This window comes from Streptomyces luteosporeus (assembly GCF_039532865.1).
Taxonomy (GTDB): Bacteria; Actinomycetota; Actinomycetes; order Streptomycetales; family Streptomycetaceae; genus Streptomyces; species Streptomyces luteosporeus.
Genome location: NZ_BAAASL010000001.1, coordinates 271,366 through 294,833 on the forward strand (window position 1 = coordinate 271,366; position 23,468 = coordinate 294,833).

The 23,468-nt window shown below is 72.9% G+C and carries 20 protein-coding genes; 13 read left to right on the plus strand and 7 right to left on the minus strand.

From position 1 onward, the window contains the following. Positions 1-268 precede the first annotated feature (268 nt). The 6 genes from guaA to ABD361_RS01285 all read left to right on the plus strand — a co-directional run bounded on the left by guaA (position 269) and on the right by ABD361_RS01285 (position 5,915). Complete coding sequence (guaA, locus tag ABD361_RS01260) at positions 269-1,873, plus strand: glutamine-hydrolyzing GMP synthase (protein ID WP_344432690.1); 1,605 nt, start codon at positions 269-271, stop codon at positions 1,871-1,873. 111 nt (positions 1,874-1,984) lie between these two features. After that, positions 1,985-2,518 (plus strand): carboxymuconolactone decarboxylase family protein, encoded by a 534-nt coding sequence (locus tag ABD361_RS01265; RefSeq protein ID WP_344432691.1) that lies wholly within the window; start codon positions 1,985-1,987, stop codon positions 2,516-2,518. 94 nt (positions 2,519-2,612) lie between these two features. Then, positions 2,613-3,194, plus strand: coding sequence for a Uma2 family endonuclease (locus ABD361_RS01270; protein WP_344432692.1), 582 nt, complete (start codon positions 2,613-2,615; stop codon positions 3,192-3,194). Positions 3,195-3,276: 82 nt separating this feature from the next. Then, the gene (locus ABD361_RS01275) at positions 3,277-4,089 is read left to right on the plus strand and encodes a class II aldolase/adducin family protein (protein ID WP_344432693.1); all 813 of its coding nucleotides are present in this window, start codon (positions 3,277-3,279) and stop codon (positions 4,087-4,089) included. Between the two features lie 125 nt (positions 4,090-4,214). Further along, complete coding sequence (locus tag ABD361_RS01280; RefSeq protein WP_344432694.1) at positions 4,215-5,234, plus strand: L,D-transpeptidase; 1,020 nt, start codon at positions 4,215-4,217, stop codon at positions 5,232-5,234. 150 nt (positions 5,235-5,384) lie between these two features. Next, complete coding sequence (locus ABD361_RS01285; RefSeq protein WP_344432695.1) at positions 5,385-5,915, plus strand: DoxX family membrane protein; 531 nt, start codon at positions 5,385-5,387, stop codon at positions 5,913-5,915. 33 nt (positions 5,916-5,948) lie between these two features. Here ABD361_RS01285 and ABD361_RS01290 read toward each other — a convergent pair whose 3' ends face one another. Beyond that, positions 5,949-6,170: a hypothetical protein gene (locus ABD361_RS01290; protein ID WP_344432696.1), complete on the minus strand. Its 222-nt coding sequence runs from the start codon at positions 6,168-6,170 to the stop codon at positions 5,949-5,951. Then, the gene (locus tag ABD361_RS01295) at positions 6,160-7,521 is read right to left on the minus strand and encodes a PspC domain-containing protein (protein WP_344432697.1); all 1,362 of its coding nucleotides are present in this window, start codon (positions 7,519-7,521) and stop codon (positions 6,160-6,162) included. Before ABD361_RS01295 ends, ABD361_RS01290 begins: the two co-directional genes overlap by 11 nt. A 141-nt stretch (positions 7,522-7,662) precedes the next feature. Between ABD361_RS01295 and ABD361_RS01300 the strand changes: the two genes are divergently transcribed. From ABD361_RS01300 to ABD361_RS01315, 4 genes are all read left to right on the plus strand, one after another. After that, positions 7,663-9,372: a serine/threonine-protein kinase gene (locus ABD361_RS01300; protein WP_344432698.1), complete on the plus strand. Its 1,710-nt coding sequence runs from the start codon at positions 7,663-7,665 to the stop codon at positions 9,370-9,372. Between the two features lie 92 nt (positions 9,373-9,464). Beyond that, the gene (locus ABD361_RS01305; protein WP_344432699.1) at positions 9,465-10,739 is read left to right on the plus strand and encodes a PspC domain-containing protein; all 1,275 of its coding nucleotides are present in this window, start codon (positions 9,465-9,467) and stop codon (positions 10,737-10,739) included. Next, a complete protein-coding gene (locus tag ABD361_RS01310) occupies positions 10,736-11,428 on the plus strand; it encodes a LuxR C-terminal-related transcriptional regulator (RefSeq protein ID WP_344432700.1) in 693 nt (230 codons plus the stop codon). Before ABD361_RS01305 ends, ABD361_RS01310 begins: the two co-directional genes overlap by 4 nt. A 112-nt stretch (positions 11,429-11,540) precedes the next feature. Then, positions 11,541-12,656, plus strand: a complete 1,116-nt coding sequence (locus ABD361_RS01315) for an alpha/beta hydrolase (protein WP_344432701.1) — start codon at positions 11,541-11,543, stop codon at positions 12,654-12,656. Positions 12,657-12,706: 50 nt separating this feature from the next. On the opposite strand, the gene ABD361_RS01320 is transcribed toward ABD361_RS01315, so the two are convergent. Then, positions 12,707-13,777: a C40 family peptidase gene (locus ABD361_RS01320; protein WP_344432702.1), complete on the minus strand. Its 1,071-nt coding sequence runs from the start codon at positions 13,775-13,777 to the stop codon at positions 12,707-12,709. Positions 13,778-14,081: 304 nt separating this feature from the next. Here ABD361_RS01320 and ABD361_RS01325 point away from each other — a divergent pair, with 304 nt between their 5' ends. Together ABD361_RS01325 and pcrA are read left to right on the plus strand one after the other, a co-directional pair. Next, a complete protein-coding gene (locus ABD361_RS01325) occupies positions 14,082-14,435 on the plus strand; it encodes a hypothetical protein (RefSeq protein ID WP_344432703.1) in 354 nt (117 codons plus the stop codon). Between the two features lie 83 nt (positions 14,436-14,518). After that, a complete protein-coding gene (pcrA, locus tag ABD361_RS01330) occupies positions 14,519-16,981 on the plus strand; it encodes a DNA helicase PcrA (RefSeq protein ID WP_344432704.1) in 2,463 nt (820 codons plus the stop codon). A gap of 36 nt (positions 16,982-17,017) precedes the next feature. Here pcrA and ABD361_RS01335 read toward each other — a convergent pair whose 3' ends face one another. Together ABD361_RS01335 and ABD361_RS01340 are read right to left on the minus strand one after the other, a co-directional pair. Continuing rightward, positions 17,018-18,541 (minus strand): M23 family metallopeptidase, encoded by a 1,524-nt coding sequence (locus ABD361_RS01335; protein WP_344432705.1) that lies wholly within the window; start codon positions 18,539-18,541, stop codon positions 17,018-17,020. Between the two features lie 175 nt (positions 18,542-18,716). Continuing rightward, entirely contained in the window at positions 18,717-19,583 is an 867-nt protein-coding gene (locus ABD361_RS01340; RefSeq protein WP_344432706.1) for an esterase/lipase family protein, read from the minus strand. 323 nt (positions 19,584-19,906) lie between these two features. On the opposite strand from ABD361_RS01340, the gene icmB reads away from it, so the two are divergent. Then, positions 19,907-20,320, plus strand: coding sequence for a coenzyme B12-dependent isobutyryl CoA mutase small subunit (gene icmB, locus ABD361_RS01345; protein WP_344432707.1), 414 nt, complete (start codon positions 19,907-19,909; stop codon positions 20,318-20,320). A 31-nt stretch (positions 20,321-20,351) separates the two neighbouring features. Here the strand turns inward: icmB and ABD361_RS01350 are convergent, their stop codons facing one another. Then, on the minus strand, positions 20,352-21,878 hold the full coding sequence (locus tag ABD361_RS01350) for a DUF5691 domain-containing protein (protein WP_344432708.1): 1,527 nt from the start codon (positions 21,876-21,878) through the stop codon (positions 20,352-20,354). A 238-nt stretch (positions 21,879-22,116) separates the two neighbouring features. After that, entirely contained in the window at positions 22,117-23,373 is a 1,257-nt protein-coding gene (locus ABD361_RS01355) for an SWIM zinc finger family protein (RefSeq protein ID WP_344432709.1), read from the minus strand. Positions 23,374-23,468 lie beyond the last annotated feature (95 nt).

The following is a 23,468-nucleotide window of genomic DNA, read 5'->3' on the forward strand; positions in this document are numbered from 1 at the left end:
CAGGCGCCCCGGGCCTTACCGGCCCGGGGCGCCTGGGGAAGTCGCTTGCGCTGTGGAATCAGCGGCTCAAGCAGCACGACCATGGCAGCCGGACGGGCCCGGTGCCATAGGTAAAGAGGAAGCTGTGCTGCATGTGCATGGCCGACAGTATGCCCGCGCGGACGCCGGGGACCAAGCGGGTTCGGATGGTGAGACAAAAGCAAGCACCGCCGCACCGGTAGAATCGACAAATAGAGACCCCCTCCTCAATCGCCGGAAGGCCGCTCCCGTGCCAGCAGCACCCCCCGCCGCCCCCGACAACCACACCCCGGACCCCGTCCTCGTTGTCGACTTCGGCGCGCAGTACGCCCAGCTGATCGCCCGCCGTGTCCGTGAGGCCCGGGTCTACAGCGAGATCGTGCCCAGCACGATGCCCGTCGCCGAGATCCTGGCCAAGAAGCCGAAGGCGATCATCCTTTCCGGCGGCCCCTCGTCCGTGTACGAGGAGGGCGCCCCGCGCCTGGACGACGCCCGCGCCCTCTTCGAGGCCGGCGTCCCCGTCTTCGGCATGTGCTACGGCTTCCAGCTGATGGCCACGACGCTCGGCGGCACCGTCGACAACACCGGTGCGCGCGAGTACGGCCGTACGCCGCTGACCGTCTCGAAGCCCTCCTCCACGCTCTTCGAGGGCACCCCGGTCGAGCAGTCGGTGTGGATGTCGCACGGCGACGCCTGCTCCGCCGCGCCCGAGGGCTTCACCGTCACCGCCTCCACGGACGTGGTGCCGGTCGCGGCCTTCGAGAACGACGCGAAGAAGCTGTACGGCGTGCAGTACCACCCCGAGGTGATGCACTCCACGCACGGCCAGCTGGTCCTTGAGCACTTCCTCTACCGCGGTGCGGGCATCGAGCCCACCTGGACCACCGGCAACGTCATCGAGGAGCAGGTCGCCGCGATCCGCGAGCAGGTCGGCACCAAGCGGGCGATCTGCGGCCTGTCCGGCGGCGTGGACTCCGCCGTGGCGGCGGCGCTGGTGCAGAAGGCCATCGGCTCCCAGCTGACCTGCGTCTACGTCGACCACGGCCTGATGCGCAAGGGCGAGACCGAGCAGGTCGAGAAGGACTTCGTGGCCGCGACCGGCGTCCAGCTGAAGGTCGTCGACGCGCAGGAGCGATTCCTCACCGCGCTCGCCGGGGTCTCCGACCCCGAGGAGAAGCGGAAGATCATCGGCCGGGAGTTCATCCGGGTCTTCGAGCAGGCCCAGGCCGAGATCGTCGCCGAGGGCGCGGCCGACGGCGAGCCCGTCGAGTTCCTCGTCCAGGGCACGCTCTACCCGGACATCGTCGAGTCCGGCGGCGGCACCGGCACCGCCAACATCAAGTCCCACCACAACGTGGGCGGCCTCCCCGAGGACCTGGAGTTCAAGCTCGTCGAGCCGCTGCGCCAGCTGTTCAAGGACGAGGTGCGCATGGTCGGCCAGGAGCTCGGCCTGCCCGCCGAGATCGTCCAGCGCCAGCCCTTCCCGGGCCCGGGCCTGGGCATCCGCATCGTCGGCGAGGTCACGCGCGAGCGCCTGGACCTGCTGCGCGAGGCCGACGCCATCGCCCGCGAGGAGCTGACGGCCGCCGGTCTGGACGCCGAGATCTGGCAGTGCCCGGTCGTGCTGCTCGCCGACGTCCGCTCGGTCGGCGTCCAGGGCGACGGCCGCACCTACGGCCACCCCATCGTCCTGCGCCCCGTCTCGTCCGAGGACGCGATGACCGCCGACTGGACGCGCATGCCGTACGACGTGCTGGCCCGCATCTCCACCCGCATCACCAACGAGGTGCGCGACGTCAACCGCGTCGTCCTCGACGTCACCAGCAAGCCGCCGGGGACGATCGAGTGGGAGTGACCCACGCCGCCTGACCGCAGCCGCGCCGCCCTTTCGTCTACGCCGTACGACGGAGGGCGGCGCGGCCGTTTGCGCCCCTATGGTGGCGGCACGCCAACGGAAGGAGCGGTCGTGCCGCACATCGACGTGGGCAATGACGCACCCGGGATCCTCGGCCTCATGCGGTTCCGCCCCCGGACGGCGGATCCCCTGAACGACCTCGCCGAAGCCCTCTTACGCGCTCCGAGCACCCTGACCCGCGGGGAGCGGGAACTGATCGCCGCGTACGTCTCCCGCGGCAACAACTGCACCTTCTGCACCAACGGCCACGCCGAACTCGCCGCCCAGCAACTCGCCGGCGGCCTGCCGGCGGTCCGCCGCGTCCTGGACGACCACGACGTCTCGGGCCTGAGCGACAAACTGACGGCACTCCTCACGGTGGCCGACCTCGTCCGCCGCGGCGGACGCGAGGTCACACAGGAGTCGGTGGCAGCAGCCCGCAAGGCGGGCGCGACGGACGTGGAGATCCACGACACGGTCCTGATAGCGGCGGCCTTCTGCATGTACAACCGCTACGTCGACGGCCTGGCGACGCGCTTGCCGGACGACCCGGACTCCTACCGCAGGAACGCGGCACATGTGATCGAGCACGGGTACGGGAAGTAGCCGATCCGATCGGAAATGATGCCGTCGCTCACTCGTTTGAGCGGCGGCGGTCGGATTGTCTGCGCCCCGGCCGGGTGCGTGTCCAGGGTTGAGTGTGGACGTCGAAGACCTCTTCCCGGACTGGCCGCGGCCTCCCTACGAAGGCTTCACCGCCGAGGACCTCTTCCGGGTTCCCGGCCTTCCGGCGCACACACAGCTGATCGACGGCAGTTTCGTCTACCGAAGCCGTCAGAGCGCGTTCCATACGACGACCAACTGCCTCTTGCAGAACGGCCTGTTCCGAGCGGCTCCGGACTCTCTGAAGGTGGTGCGCGAGATGGTCGTCGTGCTCGGGCGGCGGCAAGCACCCGAACCGGACATCGCTGTGATCAAAGCCGAGGCCAGGGACCTGCATGCGGATCGTTACGAGGGCCGTGACGTCGTGCTCACTCTCGAAACGGTCTCTCCCGACTCGGAGGAACGCGATCGGTGCCGCAAGCCCCAGCTGTACGCCGAGGCGGGCATCCCCTTCTTCTGGCGGGTCGAGCCGGGGCCGGACTGGCGGCCGGTGGTGCACACCTATGAGCTCGATCCCGAGGCGCGGGCGTACGTCCCGACCGGCGTCCACCGCGGTCGGCTGAAGACCACGGTTCCCTTCGATGTGGACATCGACCTCACCGGGATCGACCGGCTCTAGGTCGCGCACGACCCTGGCCTCCCGCCGTACCCGGCGGTAGCTTCCGATCCGTAGGCACGGATCACCGGAGGAGGCCCGCACCATGACCGAGGCCAGCGCCAGCGCCAGCGCACGCGCCCCCGAGCCGATACCCACCGATCAGCTGCACTTCGCCATGCCGCCGCAGCACGCGTCCGTCGAGGACGAACGGCGGTACCGGAAGGAGCGGTTGGCGGCGGCGTTGCGGTTGTTCGGGAGGTTCGGGTTCGAGGAGGGGGTCGCGGGGCACATCACCGCGCGGGACCCGGAGTTCACGGACTGCTTCTGGGTCAATCCGTTCGGGATGTCCTTCAAGCACGTCACCGTCAGCGACTTGATCATGGTCAACCACCGCGGGCAGGTCGTCGAGGGCCGCTATCACGTCAACCAGGCGGCGTTCGCGATCCATTCGCAGATCCACCGGGCCCGGCCCGACGTCGTGGCCGCGGCCCACAGTCACTCGACGTACGGGCGGGCGCTGTCGTCGCTGGGGGAGTTGCTGGAGCCGATCACCCAGGACGTGTGCGCCTTCTACCAGGACCACGCCCTCTTCGACGACTACACGGGCGTGGTGCTGGACGAGGAGGAGGGGCGGCGGATCGCCGCGACGCTCGGGTCGCACAAGGCGGTGATCCTGCGCAACCACGGGTTGCTGACCGTGGGGGACTCGGTGGACGCGGCGGCGTGGTGGTTCATCACGATGGAACGTTCCTGCCAGGTGCAGCTGGCCGCCAAGGCCGCCGGCAAGCCGGTGCCCATCGACCCGGAGAACGCCGCGCGCACGCACGAGCAGCTGGGCAACGACCTGGTGGCGTGGATCAACTACCAGCCGCTCCACCAGCAGATCGTCCGCAGCGAGCCCGAGCTGCTGGGCTGACCCCCGCCACCTGGCGGGGGCGGCTCGTCCTTCCGGCTGGCTTTGCCCTCCCTTTACCTTGCCTACGATGGTGCGGAGCCGAGGCCCCGCCGCCTCGGCTTCGTCACACCACTCGTAGGAGAACCATGCGCCTCTCCCGTTGCATCGGGCTGCCCGCCGCCCTGGCCCTGGCCGGCCTGGCCGTCACCGGGTGCGGCGGGGGCGCCGAGGCCGAGGAGCGGCCCGCGAAGTCCGCGGCACCGGCCTCCTCCGCGCCCGCGAGCCCCGCGCCGGTGACGCAGAAGCCCGCCCCGCCGGCGGCCATGCTGCCCGGCGCGGCCAAGATCGTACGGCCGCAGATCGCGCCGGAGAACGGCGAGAAGGTCGGCGTGGGCCAGCCGCTCGCGATCGTCTTCAAGCAGCAGAAGGTCTCGCCGGAGCTGCGCGCCGGCATCGAGGGGCGCCTGAAGGTCTCGACCTCGCCGCGCGTGCCCGGCGCCTGGCACTGGAACGAGTCCAAGGGCGACACCCGCGTCCACTTCCGCCCGGCGACGTACTGGCCCGCCGGCACCAAGGTCAGCCTCGACGCGGACCTCGCGGGCGTGAAGCTCGCCGACGGCACGGCCGTCGACCGCGACCGCCGCGTCTCCTTCACCGTCGGCGACTCGATGGTCAGCACCGTGGACCTCAAGACCCACCGGATGACCGTCGTCCGTAACGGCACCACGCTGCGCACCATCCCCGTCAGCGGCGGCGACGAGTCCAAGGGCTTCGGCACCCGGCAGGGCGTCAAGACCATCCTCGCCAAGGAGGGCCGGGTCGTCATGGACTCCCTGTCCATCGGCATTCCGCGCAACCACCCCGACGGGTTCTACGGCGCGTACGACTACAGCATGCGCGAGACGGTCAGCGGCGAGTACGTGCACGCGGCGCCCGACAACGCCGAGTCCTTCGGCAAGGAGAACGTCAGCCACGGCTGCATCGGCATGTCCACCGAGGACGCCAAGTGGCTCTACGGGCTGAGCCTGAAGGGCGACGTCGTGCAGGTCACGGGCGGCACGAAGCCCAAGCCCATGGACCCCTTCGGCAACGGCTACGGCGACTGGAACCTGACCTGGGAGCAGTGGCTGGCCGGCAGCGCCCTCGGCATCCGCACGGGCGACTGACTTATCCACAACCCGGGCGTACGCCGGCAAGGTTGTCCACAGGCCTGAACGCGACCGCGCGTTCGTACGTATCGTCGTGAACGGTTCGGTCCCCGCTCGGCGGGGGCCGGCCACGACAGGGCGGTACGAGGAGAAAAGGCGCTGGTCGACATGGCACTGGACGGCACGGCACGGTCGCTCGGGACGGCGGGCCGCGGGCCCGCCCGCTACGCACTGCTCCCGCTGCGCCTCTTCCTCGGCATCACCTTCGTCTACGCGGGCGTCGACAAGCTCACGGACCCCGCCTTTCTCGCGGCCACCGGGCCCGGCTCCCTCGGCGAGCTGATGCACTCGGTGCGCGGGTCGGCCGCCGCGCCGTGGCTGGTCGACCTCGCCCTGAAGGACCCGGTGGGCTTCGGTTACGCCATCGCCGCGGGGGAGATCGCCGTGGGCCTGGGCACGCTCCTCGGGCTCTTCGCACGCCTGGCCGCGGCCGGGGGAGCGCTGATATCGCTGAGCCTGTGGCTGACCGTCAGCTGGTCGGCCACGCCGTACTACTACGGCAACGACCTCGTCTACCTGATGGCCTGGCTGCCACTGATACTCGCGGGCGCGCCCGTGCTGTCGGCAGACGCGATACGCGCCCGCCGCGGCCCGCGCGGGCGGGCCCGGCGCCGGCTGCGGCTGCGGACGCGCCGCTGACCGACCCTCCCGCTCCCCGCAGCGGAGGCGGCGTCAGGCGTCGGTCTCCAGGCCGCGGCGGCGGTTGCGGTGGCGGCGCACGGTCAGGGAGAGGGAGGTGACCACGCCGGCCAGGCAGAAGCCGGCCACGATGCCGGGCAGCAGCGCGTAGGAGGGGAACCACCACCAGCCGGCCACGTCACCCAGGCACAGCACGCTCGCGGCCAGCAGCACCAGGCCCGCGACGAGCTTCCCGGGCTCGAAGTCATGCCGCACGGTCGACCTCCACTTGGCCGATGCCGGCCTCCAGCTTGAGCTGCACGGTGCCGTGCGAGGGCTGCCCGGCAGCGGGGGACAGGGTCAGGCGCTTGTGCTGCCGGGGCTGGACGTCGATGTCCTCGGGCGTGTCGGCCGGCAGCTGGATGTCGCCGATGCCGACCTCGATGTCCAGGGTCGCCGTCACGTCGCGGGGCAGCACGACCCGCAGCCTGCCCGCGCCGATCTCGGCACCGGTGACGACCGGTGCAGCGGGGGCGGCCGGGCCGGACCACGGCAGTCCGGTCAGGTCCAGCACCGCATTGCCGGTGCCGAGTTCGTAGTGGGCCCGTACGTCCGTCACGGCCACCGGGCGCCAGGTCCGCTCCCGCCAGTCGGCGGTGACCGACTTGGGCAGGTAGGCGGCGCCGGTCAGCAGGGCGCCGGTCAGCACCGCGGCGACGGCGGTGCCGCCACCGGTGCGGCCGTAGCGCGAGCTGACCACGATGCCCAGGCCGAAGACGCCCAGCGCAGCGGCCAGACCGATTTCCAAGGAGGTGCTCAGCGGATGGTCGTTCCACGTCAGGCCGGTGCCCAGGCTGCCGGCCACGAGGGCCAGCAGGAAGGTCCAGCCGCCCAGCGACCGGCCGGAGCGCGCCGGCGCGGGGGCGGTGGCGCGCTCGCCGGGCCGTCGCCCGGACGGCCGTGCGCCCGGCCCGCGTTCGCCGGTGCCGGCCGCGGCGCCGTCGGTGAGGTCGTCGCCGGCGTCGGCCGGGCCCCACAGGTAGCCGGTGCGGGCCGCGCCCGCGCCCGGGCCGTCGTGCCCGGTCTCCCGCCACCAGGACGGGGTGTTCGGCGCGGGCGGCGCCTGGGTCTCGGGCGGCGCGTCGACGGTCTTGTGCGCCTTGTGGGGGCGGTGGGCCCCCTCCGTCTCGCCCGGCTCCTGCGGTTCCGTCCCGGCCTGCCGGTGCTGCTGCGACCAGTACACGGCGCCGAGCAGCGCGAGGGTCAGCATCAGCGCGAAGGACATCACGCCGCTGTTGTTGGCCATCGACAGGAACAGCCCGCAGCCGACCAGCGCGCACAGCAGCGCCGTCAGGGCCTGGCCCTCGACACGCCCGGACAGCAGGCGCCGGCCCTCGTTGTCGTCCTCGCCCTCCAGCGGGACCAGCAGCCAGGCGAAGCCGTACACGATCAGGCCCAGCCCGCCCGCGACCGCCAGCACGCCCAGCACCGCACGGAAGATGACGGGGTCCATGTCGAAGCAGCGCCCGAGGCCGCCGCAGACGCCGGAGATCATCCGGTGGTCGCGGCTGCGCCGCAGCGGCGGTCGGGGGTCCTGCTCGGCGGAGCCGGATGGTGCGTCGGTCATGGGGACATCGTGTCAAGCGGAACGGGTGTGCGGCAGCGGCGGCGACCCTGGACCTTCCCTGAGATCGCCCCTGAGGCCCGTCCGGTTAGGGTGGCGCTCGAACACACGACGGGCAACCGGAGGCGCGCGGTGCAAGGTGCAGTGCCTGAGGTCGGTCGGCTGGTCGCCGGACGGTACCGGCTCGCCGAGAAGATAGGCCGGGGCGGCATGGGCACGGTCTGGCGGGCCGAGGACGAGCTGCTGGGCCGTCAGGTGGCGGTCAAGCGCCTCCACGTCCCCCTGGGCCTGCAGGAGGACGAGCTCGTCACCCTGCACGAGCGCACCCGCCGCGAGGCCCGCAGCGCCGCCCGCATCAACCACCCCAACGTCGTGGTCGTCCACGACGTGGTCGACGACGGCGGCCTGCCCTGCATCGTGATGGAGTACGTGCCCTCCACCACGCTCGCCGACGTGCTCAAGCAGCGCCCCGTCACGCCCCCGGAGGCCGCCCGCATCGGCCGCGGCATGATCGCCGCCCTGCGCGCGGCCCACGCGGCCGGTGTGCTGCACCGCGACGTCAAGCCCGGCAACGTCCTGCTCGGCCACGACGGCCGCGTGGTGCTGACCGACTTCGGCATCGCCCAGTCGACCGGCACCTCGACGCTGACGAAGACGGGCGAAATGGTCGGTTCCATCGACTACATCGCCCCCGAGCGCGTCAAGGGCGCCAAGCCGGGCCCTGCCGCCGACCTGTGGGCCCTGGGGGCCACGCTCTACCAGGCCCTCGAAGGACGGCCGCCATTCCGCAAGGACACTGCGGTGGAGACGGCGTACTCCATCGCCGTCGACCCGCTGCCGCCACTGCGCCGCGCCGGCGAGCTGACCCGGCTCGTCGAGCGGCTCCTGGCCAAGGACCCGGCCCTGCGGCCCCCGGCCGAGCTCGTCGAGCAGATCCTGCGCGAGCCCGCGGCCGAGGCGGCCACGACGGCGCACCCGCAGGGCTTCGACACGCCCGTCGAGTCGGCCCCGGCACGCCGGCCGGAGCCCGCACCCGAGCCGGACCCCGTGCCCGCCCCCACGGCGACCGCACCCCCGCCGGCGCCCGCGCCCGCGCCCGCACCCGAGCCCGAGACGGTGACCGTACCGCCGGCGGCCGCCGACCCGGCCGGCCCGGCCGGTGCAACGGGCCCGACCCGTACCGCCGTCGCCCCGGTGCCCGCCGCACCGCCCCGGCGCCGGGCCCTGTGGTGGGGCGGCGCAGTGGCCGTCGTGGCGGCGATGCTGGCCGCCGGCGCGTACGTCCTGCTGCCGCAGGACGGCGACGACCGGGGCGAGGACACCCCGGCCTCCCCGGCCCCCGCCACGAAGAGCCCGCAGCCGAGCACGTCCCCGTCCGCCTCCTCCGCCCCGCCCGTGCCGAAGGGCTACCACCTGGTCGACGACCAGAAGACCGGCGTCGCCTTCCCCGTCCCCGACGGCTGGCAGCGCAGGGACGTCCCCGACTCCAACGGCGTGGTCTACGTCGACCCCAGCGGCCTGCTGCGCCTGGAGGTCGCCGTGCTGGACCTCGCCACCAACGATCCGCTGCAGCACTGGAAGGACGACGAGGCGGAGTCCGTCCGCAAGGGCAAGCTGCCCGGCTACGACCGCAAGCGCATGCAGAGCACGGTCTTCCGGGACCGGCCGGCCGCGCTGTGGGAGTTCACCTTCAAGGGCCGGGCCCGGGAGTTCCGGGCCGTCGACCTCGGCTTCGGGCGCCCCGGCGGGAACGAGTACGCGCTGTACCTGTCGGCGCCCAGCGCCGACTGGGACAAACACAAGAAGGTCTTCGACGTCGTCAGGGACGGCCTGCGGCTGCCCGACGAGCACTGACGGCTTCCCCACGAGCACCGACACGCCGGATCGGGGGTCCCTCAGGGGCGACCCTGATGCCCGCCCGCAGCCTGCCGTGTGACGATCTGTACATGACCACCGCTCCGCCGCCCGGCAGCCCTCCCTTGCGCAAGCTCTACCGCAGTGCCGACGGACGCATGCTCGGCGGCGTGGCGCGCGGCCTGGCCGGTCACCTGGCCCTGCCGGTGTCGTGGGTGCGGGTGGCGTTCGTCGCGCTGCTCATGGCGAAGGGCATGGGCGCGCTGCTGTACGCGGTGTTCTGGTTCGTCGTGCCGCTGGGCGTCGGCGGCGTGGAGGCGGCTCCCCGTCAGGTCTTCGACGAGGCGGGGGCCGACGGCCGGCGCCGGTTGTTCGCCCGCAAGCCCGACCGGGGGCAGGTCTTCGCCCTGCTGGCCCTGGTGGTCAGCGCCGTCGTCTTCCTGGACCGGCTGCGCCTGGGCAGCGCCGACGCCTACCTGTGGCCCGTGCTGCTGATCGGCGCGGGCGTCGCCCTGGTGTGGCGTCAGGCCGACAACGCCCGCCGTGCGCACTGGATGGAGGTCGGCCGCAGCAGCCGCGTGCTGCCGCTGGCCCGCGCCGCGGCCGGTGTGCTGCTCGTGGGCGTCGGCGTGACGGGCATAGCGGTGCTGCAGGGCTCGGCCGGGCACCTGGGCACCGTGCTCCAGGCGTCGCTGGCGGTGCTGGTCGGCATCGCGCTGCTGGCCGGTCCGTCGGTCGTGCGGATGGCCCAGGACCTCTCCGCGGAGCGCACGATGCGCATCCGGGCCCAGGAGCGTGCCGAGGTGGCCGCGCACGTCCACGACTCCGTCCTGCACACCCTCACCCTGATCCAGCGCAACGCGGAGGATCCGCGCGAAGTGGCCCGCCTCGCCCGGTCCCAGGAGCGGGAGCTGCGCAACTGGCTGTACGACCCGGAGGGCCGCGGCAAGGACGAGGACGCCGAGCCCAAGACGCTGGCCGAGGCCGTGCGCGGCACGGCGGGCGAGGTCGAGGACCTCCACGGCGTGCAGATCGAGGTCGTCGTGGTCGGCGACTGCGCCCTGGACGAGCGTCTGGGCGCCCAGCTGCAGGCCGCCCGCGAGGCCATGGTCAACGCGGCCAAGTACGGTGGCCAGGGCGGTGCCGTGCAGGTGTACGCGGAGGTGGAGGGCCGTACGGTCTTCATCTCGGTGCGCGACCGCGGGCCGGGCTTCGACCCGGACGCGGTGCCGGAGGACAGGATGGGCGTCCGCGAGTCGATCATCGGCCGGATGCAGCGCCACGGCGGCACCGCGCGACTGCGATCCGCACCCGGTGGGGGGACGGAAGTGGAGCTGGAGATGGAGAGGGCGGAGAAGGCGACATGACGACCGAGGAGACCGAGGGCGCCGCGCGGCGGCACGTGCGGGTGGTGCTGGTCGACGACCACCGGATGTTCCGCACGGGCGTGCAGGCCGAGATCGGCGACACGGCCGCGACGGGCGTGGAGGTCGTCGGCGAGGCCGCCGACGTCGACCAGGCGGTCACGGTGATCACCGCGACCCGGCCCGACGTGGTCCTGCTGGACGTGCACCTGCCCGGGGGCGGCGGCGTGGAGGTGCTGCGCCGCAGCGCGCCCCTGATGGCCGCCCAGGAGGCGCCCGTGCGCTTCCTCGCGCTGTCGGTCTCCGACGCCGCCGACGACGTCATCGGCGTGATCCGCGGCGGGGCGCGCGGCTACGTCACCAAGACGATCACCGGCACGGACCTGATCGACGCGATCTTCCGGGTCAAGGACGGCGACGCCGTCTTCTCGCCCCGCCTGGCCGGCTTCGTCCTCGACGCCTTCGCCTCGACGGACGCCCCGCCGGTCGACGAGGACCTCGACCGGCTCACGCAGCGCGAGCGCGAGGTGCTGCGCCTGATCGCGCGCGGCTACGCCTACAAGGAGATCGCCAAGCAGCTGTTCATCTCCGTCAAGACCGTGGAGTCGCACGTCTCGGCGGTGCTGCGCAAGCTGCAGCTGTCCAACCGGCACGAGCTGACCCGCTGGGCGACGGCGCGCCGGCTGGTCTGACCACACCCTGCTGCAGGGCCTGTCCGACCACGCTCCGAGCACGGCCGTGCGTGCACGGTCGTGTGAGCAGGGCCGCTGGAACCTTCCCGTCCGGCTGTGCCTCTAAGCGGACGTGAGTCTGACGGGAACACCCTTCTTGCTGACCGTGGTCGCGCTGGTGCTGCTGGCCCTCGTGCTGCCGCTCACGCTGTGGACGAAGATCGGCGGTCCCCGGCTGCTGCGGCAGGCGGCGCGGCTGGTCATGCTGCTCTTCGCGCAGGTCACCGGCATAGCCCTGGTGTTCGTGATCGTCAACAACGCCAACGGCCTCTTCGACACCTGGGGCGACCTGCTGGGCACCGGCGACCACGTCAACGCGGCCGCCGACCTCGGCCCGGACGGCACCGGCGGCAAGAAGGTCGACCACGAGCCGAAGGTCGTCCAGTCGTTCCGTCCCGCCTCCGACAAGCGCATGGGCCCGGGCGTCCAGGAGACCCAGCTGAAGGGCCGGATATCCGGCGTCGAGGGCGAGGTGTACGTCTGGCTGCCGCCGCAGTACGACGACCCGGCGTACAAGGACAAGAAGTTCCCCGTGGTCGAGGTGCTGCCCGGCTTCCCCGGCTCGGCCAAGGCGTGGTTCGGCACGCTGAACGTCAACACCCAGCTCAAGCCCATGATGGAACGGGGCGAGGTCGCCCCCTTCGTCATCGTCGCGCCCCGCACCGCCCTGCTCGGCGACACCGACACCGGCTGCGCCAACATCCCCGGCAAGGTCAACGCCGACACCTGGCTCAGCGTCGACGTCCGCAAGATGGTCACCGACACCTTCCGCGTCGAGGACAAGCCCGACGGCTGGGCCGTCGCCGGCTACTCCGCGGGGGCCCACTGCGCCACCCGGCTGGCCGTCGCCCACCCCGACCGCTACCGCGCCGGCGTGGGCCTGTCCGGCTACAACGACCCCGCCGGCGAGCCCGCCTCCCTCACCGCGCGCACCCCCGAGCTGCGCGAGGAGAACAACCCGCTGAAGATGCTGCAGCGGGCCGCGACCCCGCCGCGGGTGGCGCTGTTCCTCTCCGGCGCCGAGGCCGACGGCTACCAGGGCGGCCTGGCGCTCAAGCAGGCGGCCAAGCCGCCGACGACGGTCCAGGTGACCTTGATACCGGCGGGCGCGGGCGGCCACGGGACGGCCGTGTGGAAGCGCCAGGTGCCGGACGTCTTCAAGTGGCTGACCAAGCAGGTCGCGCACTGAGGTCCCGGAGCCACTGAGGTCCCGGAGCCACCAAGACCCCGGGCCGCTGCTCACGCCGGCCGGGACGCGCCCGCGAAGGGCATCTCGTCGATCGGCGCGACGCGCACCGGCGCCCCCGGGTGCGGGGCGTGGATCATCTTCCCGTCGCCGACGTACAGCCCGACGTGGCTGATGCCCGAGTAGAAGAAGACCAGGTCGCCGGGGGCGAGCTGGGAGCGGGCGATGCGCCGGCCCGCGTTGATCTGGGTGTACGTGGTGCGCGGCAGCGACACCCCGGCCGCCTGCCAGGCCGCCTGGGTCAGCCCCGAGCAGTCGAAGGCGTCGGGCCCCGTGGCGCCCCACACGTACGGCTTGCCCAGCGCGGCGTACGCGAAGGCCACGGCACGCGCGGCGCGGCCCTGGACGGCCTGCGACACCGCCTCCTGCGCGCCGGCCGCCGCCCCCGCCGCGGTGTCCGCCGCGGCGGGGGCGGCGGAGGTGGCCGTGTCGGCGGCCCCGACGGCCGTGCGCTCGGCCGCCGAGAGCCGGTCCAGCAGCTGCCGGGCCGAGTCCAGCCGCTCCTCGATGGTGCGCTTGTGCGCGGCGAGTGCGGCCTCCTCCTGCCGGATCTCCTTCAGCCGGTCCTCGGCGGTGGTGCGCACCTGCTGGACGTCGCGCAGGTCCTGGCGCACCCGGGCCAGGGCGCCGGCCTGTTCCTGGCCGGCGCGCTCGGCCAGGGAGGCGTCCTGCAGGAACCGGTCCGGGCTGCTGGAGAGCAGCAGCCGCACGCCGGCGGGGACGCCGCCCTGGCGGTACTGGGCGGTGGCGAAGGAGCCCAGCGCGTTGCGGGCGGCGTTCAGGCGCTCGGTGCGGCGGGCGGCCTCGTCCTGGAGCCGGCCGAGCGCACTGCGCGCCCGCTCGGCGCGCTCCTTGACCCCGTTGTACTGCTCGGTGGCCACCTCGGCCTGCTGGTAGTACCGGCTCACCTGGGCCCGGACCTCGGCGACGGTGGGCGTGGGGGCGGCGTGCCCGGTGCCCTCCAGGACCGTGGCCGTGGCGGCTCCCGCGAGGGCGAGCGTGGCCGCGGTGCGGGCCGTGCCGCCGGCGAGCGGGCGCTGCTTGGGCTTTCGGTGCGTCGCCACGTCGGCCGTCACTTCCTTCTTCGTCCAGCGGGCTTCTTCGTCCAGCGGGGTTTTCGTCCAGCCGGGCCGGCGGCGGCCCGCACGAGGGGGGAGGGGCGGGCCGCCGCGTCTGGAGGAGGACGCTAAACCTCGGACCCGGCCGGAAACGGGCATGACCGCTATTGCCCTGAATCTGCTGTTTGCCGACCGGCAATGGCGTACGGTCCCGGCCGAGTCGTAAGGATCCGGCCACGGACTGATCGAAGTCCCGATCCCCGGCCACCTGCCGACGGGCGGGTGGTATGGCCCCATTAGGGTCGCTGGCATGGACGTACTCATTCACGCCGTCGTCGGCCTGCACATCGTCGGCATCGCGGCCCTCCTCGGCGGCTTCCTGACCCAGATGAAGGCCATGGGCCAGGGCACGGCGCGCATGACGCCGGCGATGCTGCACGGCGCGCTGACCATGCTGGTCACCGGCGTCGCGCTGGTCGGCCTGCACCAGACGCAGGGCGACACGATCAACACCATCAAGATCGGCGTGAAGCTGGCCCTGCTCGTGGTGATCCTCGGCCTGGTCTACGTCAAGCGGGACGAGGAGAAGGTCGAGTCCGCGGCGCTCGGCACGGTCGGCGCGCTGACCGCGGCCAACATCTTCATCGCCGTGCTGTGGGTCTGACGACCGGCGCGTGTGTGGTGCGGGCCACTGTCGGCCGGATCGTCCGGCCGGGTGTCGGTGGGGCCGCCTAGACTCGGGAGGCGATGAGCAGCCTCTTTGACGACAGCTTCCTGGCGGACTTCGCCCCCTCGGACCCCTCCGGCGAGGAGGCCCCGCCGCCCCCGGAGGACACGGAGCCCGAGCCCCTGCCGGACGACCTGTTCGGCGGGGCGTTCGACGTGCCCGTCCCCCGCGAGGCGTACTACCGCGACGGCGCCCACCGGCCCGTCGTGGACCCCGAGGCGCTGCTGGACGGGATGAACGACCAGCAGCGCGCCGCCGTCGTGCACACCGGCTCGCCGCTGCTCATCGTCGCGGGCGCGGGCTCCGGCAAGACGCGCGTGCTCACCCACCGCATCGCGCACCTGCTGGGCGCGCGCGGCGTCCACCCCGGCCAGATCCTCGCGATCACCTTCACCAACAAGGCCGCGGGCGAGATGAAGGAGCGCGTCGAGCAGCTGGTCGGCCCGCGCGCCCACGCGATGTGGGTGATGACCTTCCACAGCGCGTGCGTGCGCATCCTGCGCCGCGAGAGCAAGAAGCTCGGCTTCACGTCGTCCTTCTCGATCTACGACGCGGCCGACTCCAAGCGGCTGATGGCGCTCGTCTGCCGCGACCTGGACCTCGACCCGAAGAAGTTCCCGCCGAAGTCCTTCAGCGCGAAGATCTCCAACCTCAAGAACGAGCTCATCGACGAGGAGGCCTTCGCCGCGCAGGCCGCCGACGGCTTCGAGAAGACGCTGGCCGAGGCGTACGCGATGTACCAGTCGCGGCTGCGCGAGGCCAACGCGCTGGACTTCGACGACATCATCATGACCACGGTCCACCTGCTGCAGGCCTTCCCGGACGTGGCCGAGCACTACCGCCGCCGCTTCCGGCACGTCCTGGTCGACGAGTACCAGGACACCAACCACGCGCAGTACACGCTCGTGCGCGAGCTCGTGGGCACGCCGGAGACGTCGGGCGAGGAGGGCCCCGCCGAGCTGTGCGTGGTGGGCGACGCCGACCAGTCCATCTACGCCTTCCGCGGCGCGACCATCCGCAACATCCTCCAGTTCGAGGAGGACTACCCGGACGCCACCACGATCCTGCTGGAGCAGAACTACCGCTCCACGCAGACCATCCTCAACGCCGCCAACGCGGTGATCGAGCGCAACGAGAACCGCCGCCCCAAGAACCTGTGGACGCAGGCCGGCGCCGGCGCCGCCATCACCGGCTACGTCGCCGACACCGAGCACGACGAGGCCCAGTTCGTCGCCGACGAGATCGACCGCCTCACCGACGCCGGCGACGCCAAGGCCGGCGACGTGGCGGTCTTCTACCGCACCAACGCCCAGTCCCGTGTGTTCGAGGAGATCTTCATCCGGGTCGGGCTGCCCTACAAGGTCGTCGGCGGCGTGCGCTTCTACGAGCGCAAGGAGGTCCGCGACGTCCTCGCGTACCTGCGCGTCCTGGCCAACCCCGAGGACACCGTCCCGCTGCGGCGCATCCTCAACGTGCCCAAGCGCGGCATCGGCGAGCGCGCCGAGGCCATGATCGACGCACTCGCGCTGCGCGAGAAGGTCAGCTTCGCCCAGGCCCTGCGCCGCGTCGACGAGGCGTACGGCATGGCGCCCCGCTCCACCAACGCCGTCAAGCGCTTCAACGCGCTGATGGAGGAGCTGCGCACCGTCGTGGAGTCCGGCGCCGGACCGGCCACCGTGCTGGAGGCCGTCCTGGAGCGGACGGGCTACCTCGCCGAGCTGCAGTCCTCCACCGACCCCCAGGACGAGACCCGCATCGAGAACCTCCAGGAGCTCGCCGCGGTGGCCCTGGAGTTCGAGCAGGAGCGCACGGAGGACGAGCCGGGCACGCTGGCCGACTTCCTGGAGAAGGTCGCCCTCGTCGCCGACTCCGACCAGATCCCCGACGAGGACGAGGAGGGCAGCGGCGTCATCACGCTGATGACCCTCCACACGGCGAAGGGCCTCGAGTTCCCCGTCGTCTTCCTCACGGGCATGGAGGACGGCGTCTTCCCCCACCAGCGCGCCCTCGGCCAGACCAAGGAGCTGGAGGAGGAGCGGCGCCTGGCCTACGTGGGCATCACCCGCGCCCGCGAGCGGCTCTACCTGACCCGCTCCAGCATGCGCAGCGCCTGGGGCCAGCCCTCGTACAACCCGCCGTCGCGGTTCCTGGAGGAGATCCCCGACCAGTACGTGACGTGGCGCCGCACCGGGGCCGCCACGCCGTCGGCGTCCTCCCTGGGCGCCGGCTCCGGGATCACCTCCGGCTTCTCCTCGCGCAGCACCACGTCGCGGGCCCAGCCGAGCGGCTTCGCGACACGGCGGGCGAAGGACCGGCAGGTGGTCGCGCTGACCATCGGCGACCGCGTCACGCACGACTCCTTCGGCCTCGGCACGGTCGTGGGCGTCAAGGGCAGCGGCGACAACGCGGAGGCGACGATCGACTTCGGCGACGAGAAGCCGAAGCGGCTTTTGCTTCGCTATGCGCCGGTGGAGAAGCTCTGACGTTCGGCTGAGGGGCGCCCCCACGGGGCGCCCCTGTCAGGTCGGGTCCAGGTCGTGGCTGCGCAGCCACGGCAGGGGGTCTATGGCCGAGCCGCCGGGGCGTACCTCGAAGTGCAGGTGCGGTCCGGTGGAGTTGCCGGAGTTGCCGGAGTAGGCGATGACGTCGCCGGCCTTCACCGGGCCCGAGCGGATCTTGTAGCTGCTCAGGTGGCAGTACCAGGTCTCGGTGCCGTCGGCCGAGGTCACCTTGGCCATGTTGCCGTAGGCCACGTTGTACTGCGTGGTGACCGTGCCGTCGGTCGCCGCCATGACGGGCGTGCCGTAGGCGACGGGGAAGTCGATGCCGGTGTGCACCGACATCCAGTTGACGCCCGCCTGGCCGTAGTAGGCGCTCAGCCCGTGCTGCGTGACCGGCAGCGAGAACTTCGGCCGCTCCCGCTCCTTGCGGGCGGCCTCCTCGGCCTTGCGCTTGCGCTCCTCCTCCTGCCGGAGCTTGAGGTCCAGCCGCTCCTGGGTGCGGCTGGCGCGGGAGGCGAAGTCGTCGGCGCCCTGGCTGAGCCCGGCGAGCTGAGTGTCGAGCTTGCTGTTGGCGGCCGCGGTCTTGACGGAGGCGTCGGGGGCCGCGGCGGCGGTGGTCTGCTTGTCGTCCTTGGCGGCGCCGCCCGTCACGACGGACGCGGCGGCGATGCCCGCGACGCCCATGACGGCGACCGAGGGCACGGCGACGGTGAGCAGGGCGCGGCGGTGCGGGCGCTGGCCCGGGCGGTGCCCGGCGCGGCCGGCGGCGCCGCCCTTGCGGCGGCCGGAGCGGGCCTGGCGGGGGAGGGGGACGGCCGGCGCGTCGTCGGGCAGCGCCTCTGCGGGCGCCTCGGCCTCGGGCTCCTCGATGACGAGCATGGCGCGGGTCTCGGCGTCGGCCATGGTCGCGGCCGCCGGTGCGGGGTCCGCGGTGGCGGCCGAGAGGTCGACCATGAGGGTCGGCGTCGGCTGGGCGGCCGCGGGTGCGGCGTCGGCGTACGCGCTGGTGTCCCAGGTCTGGGTCTGCTGGGCGGCGAGGTCGCCCCACTGCCCGGAGGCGTCCCAGTACGTGTTCTGGCCGCCGTGGGTGTCCCACGTGGCGGCGTGGCCGTGGCCGGCGGTGTCCCACTGGCCCGACTGACCAGACTGACCAGACTGGTCCCACTGGCCGGAGTGCTGCTGACCGCTGTCGTACGAACCGCTGCCGTAGGAGCCGGTGTCGTAGGAGCCGGTGTCATGGGAACCCGTGTGCCAGGCGCCGGAGTCGTACTGGCCCGACTGCGCGGGATCACTCCAATGGCCGGAGGTGTCCCATTGCCCGGAGGGGTGCCCGCCGTAGGTCTCGTAGCCGCTGGTGTTCCACGTCTGGGTGTGGCCCTGGGCGTCCCAGGAGCCGGTCGTGTCCCACTGACCGGTGCCGGTGCCGTCGTAACCGGCGTAACTCTGCTGCTCGTACGAGGAGGGGTAGTGCCCCTGCCCAAAAGGGGCGTCGGGAGCGGGAACGGGCCGATCCGGGCCCGCCGACGGGTGACGGTCGTTCACCACCACATCCATTTCGCCTTGGCAGTCAGGAGAATTAGCGGCGACTGTACCCGGCGGTATGCGGCGGCGACAATCTTCCCCCTCTTACGGGCGTGGAGTACCCGGGTATTTAGCCGCCTTTTGGCGGACTGACCCACTCCGGAAGAGATGGTGTTCGATATTCGTTCGAGAACGGTCAGGCGACCGAGACGGCCCCCGCCGCCCCCGCCTGCGCCTCTTCGGTGGTCAGCGCCTGCCTGATGCCCGCGGCCACGGCCGCATGCACCGGAAGTGCCAGATGTCCCACTCCGCTCACCCGCACGTTGCGCACCCGGAGATCGGGATGGTCGATTCGGGCGGTCTCGACCGGAACCATGATCTGATCCAGGTCGCTCCAGAAACCGATGAATTGTGTTGCACAATGCGGCGCCGGCTCCGCCAGCTCACGGATCACCTCGGAATCCGGACGCATCTGCCGCACCAGTGGATGCGCGGACGCGAGCGGCGCCACCCGGGTGCCGCCGTGCGGCGTGCCGAGGGTGACCAGCGTGCGCACCCGCGCGTGGCCACCCAGCCGCTGGACGTAATAGCGCGCGATCAGCCCGCCCAGGCTGTGCCCCACCATGTCGACCCGCTCGTGCCCGGTGCGCGCGCAGACCTCCTCCACGTGCCGGCCCAGCAGCCCGGCCGCCGTGCGCAGGTCGCACGTCAGGGGCGAGTAGTTGAGCGACCACACCAGCGGCCAGCCGTGCCGGCGCAGGGAACGGCGCAACAGTACGAACACCGAACGGTTGTCGATGAACCCGTGCAGCAGCAGCACCGGCGGCCGGCCCGCCGCCGGCCCCACGGACTCCTGCGGCGGCAGGGGCTCCGCCGCCAGTGCCTCCCCGCGGGGCACCGGAAGGCGGACCGGGCGCCGCTCCTGCGCCATGCCCGTCGGATACATGAGGACGTGCGCGGTCAGGATGACGAGCTCCAGCACGGTGGAGCGGACGAGCGCCGCCGTCGGGCGCACAAGAGCACAAGAGCGTATGAGAGTACAGAGAAAGGGCAAGGCCTTCATGGCCGACCGACCTCCCGAACAGCACACAGAAGGCGACCCTTTCCCCCGTGTGCCCTCGCGGGCAGCCGGTGGGCGGCGGGCCGTACCGCTGCGCCGTGCGGCTGCCGGCACAGGGGCCCGGCCGCGCCCCGCGGCTCCCCTCGCGACTGCTCCGTGGTCCGGCGGCTCGACGCGGAAGCGGGTGCGGTGACCCATGAGACGCGGGGTACGGGAGCGGTGCGTAGCGAATGTGGTGTCCCACGTGTGATTTCCCCCTCCCTCCGACCCGCGAAACGACCGGGTGCGGGATGCTGGACGTAACGTTCGTTCACATGGAGGCAGTGATGGGAGTGACCGGTCCGATCCGCGTGGTGGTGGCCAAGCCGGGCCTCGACGGCCACGATCGCGGGGCCAAGGTCATCGCGCGTGCGCTGCGCGACGCCGGCATGGAGGTCATCTACACCGGGCTCCACCAGACCCCCGAGCAGATCGTCGACACCGCGATCCAGGAGGACGCCGACGCCATCGGCCTGTCCATCCTCTCCGGCGCCCACAACACCCTCTTCGCCAAGGTGATAGAGCTCCTCAAGGAGCGGGACGCGGAGGACATCAAGGTCTTCGGCGGCGGCATCATCCCCGACGAGGACATCCCCCCGCTCAAGCGGATCGGCGTCGCCGAGATCTTCACGCCCGGCGCGACCACCACCGCGATCGTCGAGTGGGTCAACGCCAACGTCCGCCAGGCCGCCGAGGCCTGACGGGCCGCCCGGGTCGCTTGGGTCACCCGGGTCACCCGGGTCGTCCGGCGAGCTCCGCCAGCATCGTGGCGCGGAGGCGCAGCGTGCCCATCAGCCGCTGGAACGCCTCCGCCCAGTACCCCGGCGCACTGCCGGCCTCGGGCTGCCGCGGCAGCAGCTCCAGGGCCGCCAGCCGGTCCGCCTGGGCCGGGTCCAGACAGCGCTCCGCCATGCCCATCACCCCGCTGAAGCTCCACGGATAGCCGCCGGCGTCCCGCGCGGCGTCCAGCGCGTCCACCACGGCCGCCCCCAGCGGCTCGGCCCACGGCACCGCACACGCCCCCAGCAGCCGGAACGAGTCCGCCAGGCCGTTCGCCGCCACGAACCGCGCCACCCACTGCGCTCGTTCCCCCGCCGGCAGCGCCGACAACAACCTCGCCGGATCCAGCCACGCCGCACCCGGCGGCTCCGGCGGCGCGGCCGGCGGGCCCAGCAGCGCCCTCGCCCACCGCGCGTCCTGCTGCCGCACCGCCGCCCGCGCCCACGCCGCGTGCAGCTCCGGCTGCCAGCCGTCCGCCACCGGCAGCGCCACCGCCTCCTCCGGGCCGCCCACCCCCAACCGCTCGCACCACACCGCCAGCGGCGCCGCCTCCACCAGCTGACCCAGCCACCACGACCGCTCCCCGCGACCGGACGGCGGCTTCGCCACCACCCCGTCCCGCTCCATCGCCCGGTCGCACTCGTGCGGAGCCTCCACCACGATCCGCGGCCCGCTGCCCGCCGTACGGTCCAGGGCCACGCAGGACCGGGCCCGCTCCGCCATGCGCGCCGTGAGCGCCGAACCGGGCAGGGTGCACAGCAACTCCGCCGCGGCCGCCCTGACATTGCGGCTGCGGTCCGCCAGCGCCGCCTCCAGGAACGGCTCGTCGTCCGGGCCGAGACCCTCGCGCAGGGCATCGAGGAACAGCAACCGGTCCTCGGCACGCTCCTGCGCCCAGCTCCCCGCCAGCAGCTCCCGGCCCGCGGCGGCATCCCTGCGCCGCAGCGCGGTGAGCACCGCCACCCGCTCGGCGAACAGCCCCTCCTCCCACGTGCGCTGCCGCTCCTCCTCGCCCTCCGGCACCGCCCCGTGCGCACGCAGCGCGTACTTCCACTGCGGATTGAGCCGCGCCAGCCACAGGGCCCGGGGGCCGCCGAGGACGAGCGCCTCCGGACGCAGGTCGCTGCGGGCACGCGCCACCTCCAGCAGCGTGGGCAGCAACTCCTCGGGCGCCCGGTAACCGTGCCGGTTGGCGGCGGCCAGCCACTGCGGCAGCAACTCGGTCAGATCCGGCGCGCCGCCGTGCCGGGTGCCGCCGGCGAGCAGCGAGGCCAGGCGCCGGCGGGCGGCGGGCGGCAGACCGGGGCGGGGATCGTCGCCGGCGGGCGGGGGGAGGGGGCGGGGGATGCCGGGTTGCAGGGCGGCTCTGTGCTGCACGGTGCGGACGGCGGCTTCGTCGAGCAGGGCGACGGGGTCGCCGCCTTTGCGGTCGGTGCCGAGCAGTGCGGTGGCGACGAGCTCGTCCCAGTGTGCGGTCATGGCTCCTCCTGTGGTGTGTTGCCGGTACGCCTGCGGCGAGCCGTTCCCCAGCCCCGCCCTCTCCCCGTCTCCTAGCGGGGCTCCGCCCCCTAGCACCCCCGGGACCGGGCTCCGCCCGGTGTCCTCAATCGCCGGACGGGCTGAATTCGGCACCCGCCGGTTTGTGGGCAATCGTTCCGCTGGGCGGAACGGGTGGGCACAAACCGGCCCACCGGGCAGTACCACCCCGCGGCAGCCCTCACAGCGGCAGCAGCTCCTCCGCAGCCCACACGCCCAGCGGTGCGAACCCGCGGTGGCCGCACTCGCCGAACACCCGGACCGGGCGGCCCCCGGAGACCGCTGCCAGGTGCCACAGGCCCCCGTCGTCGCCCGGTACGGGCACCGCCTCCCCGGCCGCCGGATCGGCCAGCTGCCACCCCTCCTCCGCACCCCCCGGAGGGACCGGCACCACCCCCTCCAGCACCACCGGCCACCCCTCCACCCACGGGTCGTCCGCCAGCACCTCGCCGTACACCCGCAGCGCATCCGCGATGCCGGATCCCGGCGGCGGAGCCGCCGCCGGTGCCGGGGCGTCATAGGAAGGCCCCAATGCGGCCCGCAGCGGCCGCGCCCCCGCGTAGAACGCCAGCTCCGCATCGATCTCCAGCCCGACGGGCAGCGTCAGTTCGACGGGCCGCCCGCCCCCGCCGTACGCGAGCAGCAGCGCCATGCGTCCCGTCTTACGCCCCCGCAGCCAGATGCGCCGTGTCGTCAGGCGTCCGTCGTCGCTGTCGCGCTGGGCGAGGACGAGCCAGTGGTCCCGCACGGGCGGTCCGGTGGTGTTGGCCGGGAGGCCGACGCGGGAGCGGACGGTCGCGGCCAGGGCGGGCGGGAGCTCGTCCACCCGCAGGAAGCCCTGGTTCAGCGTGTGCAGGAGGGCGCATTCCTCCAGCATGTGTGAGGCCCGGGCCGCGCCGATGCCCGCCAGGTCGCGTACGCGGGCGGCCAGGCCCGGGGCCTGGGCGTCGACCATGCGGGCCGCCGTCTCGTCCCACTGCCCGTAGCCCGCGCCTTCCGCGGCGGCGAGTCCGCCCTGCAGGAGGTCGGTCAGTCGCTGCTCCAACTCGACGGCCCCCGCCGCGATCCGCTGTGTACGCCGCTCGGCGCGCCGCCGCCGCGCCAGCCACTGACCGACCCAGTCCGGCACGGCCGCCGCCTCCGCCTCCGGCACCTCGGCCGGCTGCCGGGACCACAACAGCAGCAGCCCGAGCGCGTGTTTGCATGGTGTCTTGCGGCTGGGGCAACTGCACTGGAAGTTCGTCCCTCCCAGGTCCACCACCGTCCGGTACGGCGTGCTGCCGCTGCCCTCGCACCACCCCCACACCGCGCTCGTACGCCTGCCCGTCCCCGACCACGGGCCGGGCCGCCCGAGCCGGTCGCCGGCCGCCCGTGATGCCGCGTCAGGTGCCAGTGCCAGCACCTGTTCCGCCGTCCTGCGCTCCCCCTGCGGATTCATGTCCACGACGCTAGGACCCCCCACTGACAACCGCCCGGAACCGCAGGTCAGGGCGATTGTCAGTGGGTGGGTGCAGGGTGGTCGCACATCCCGGA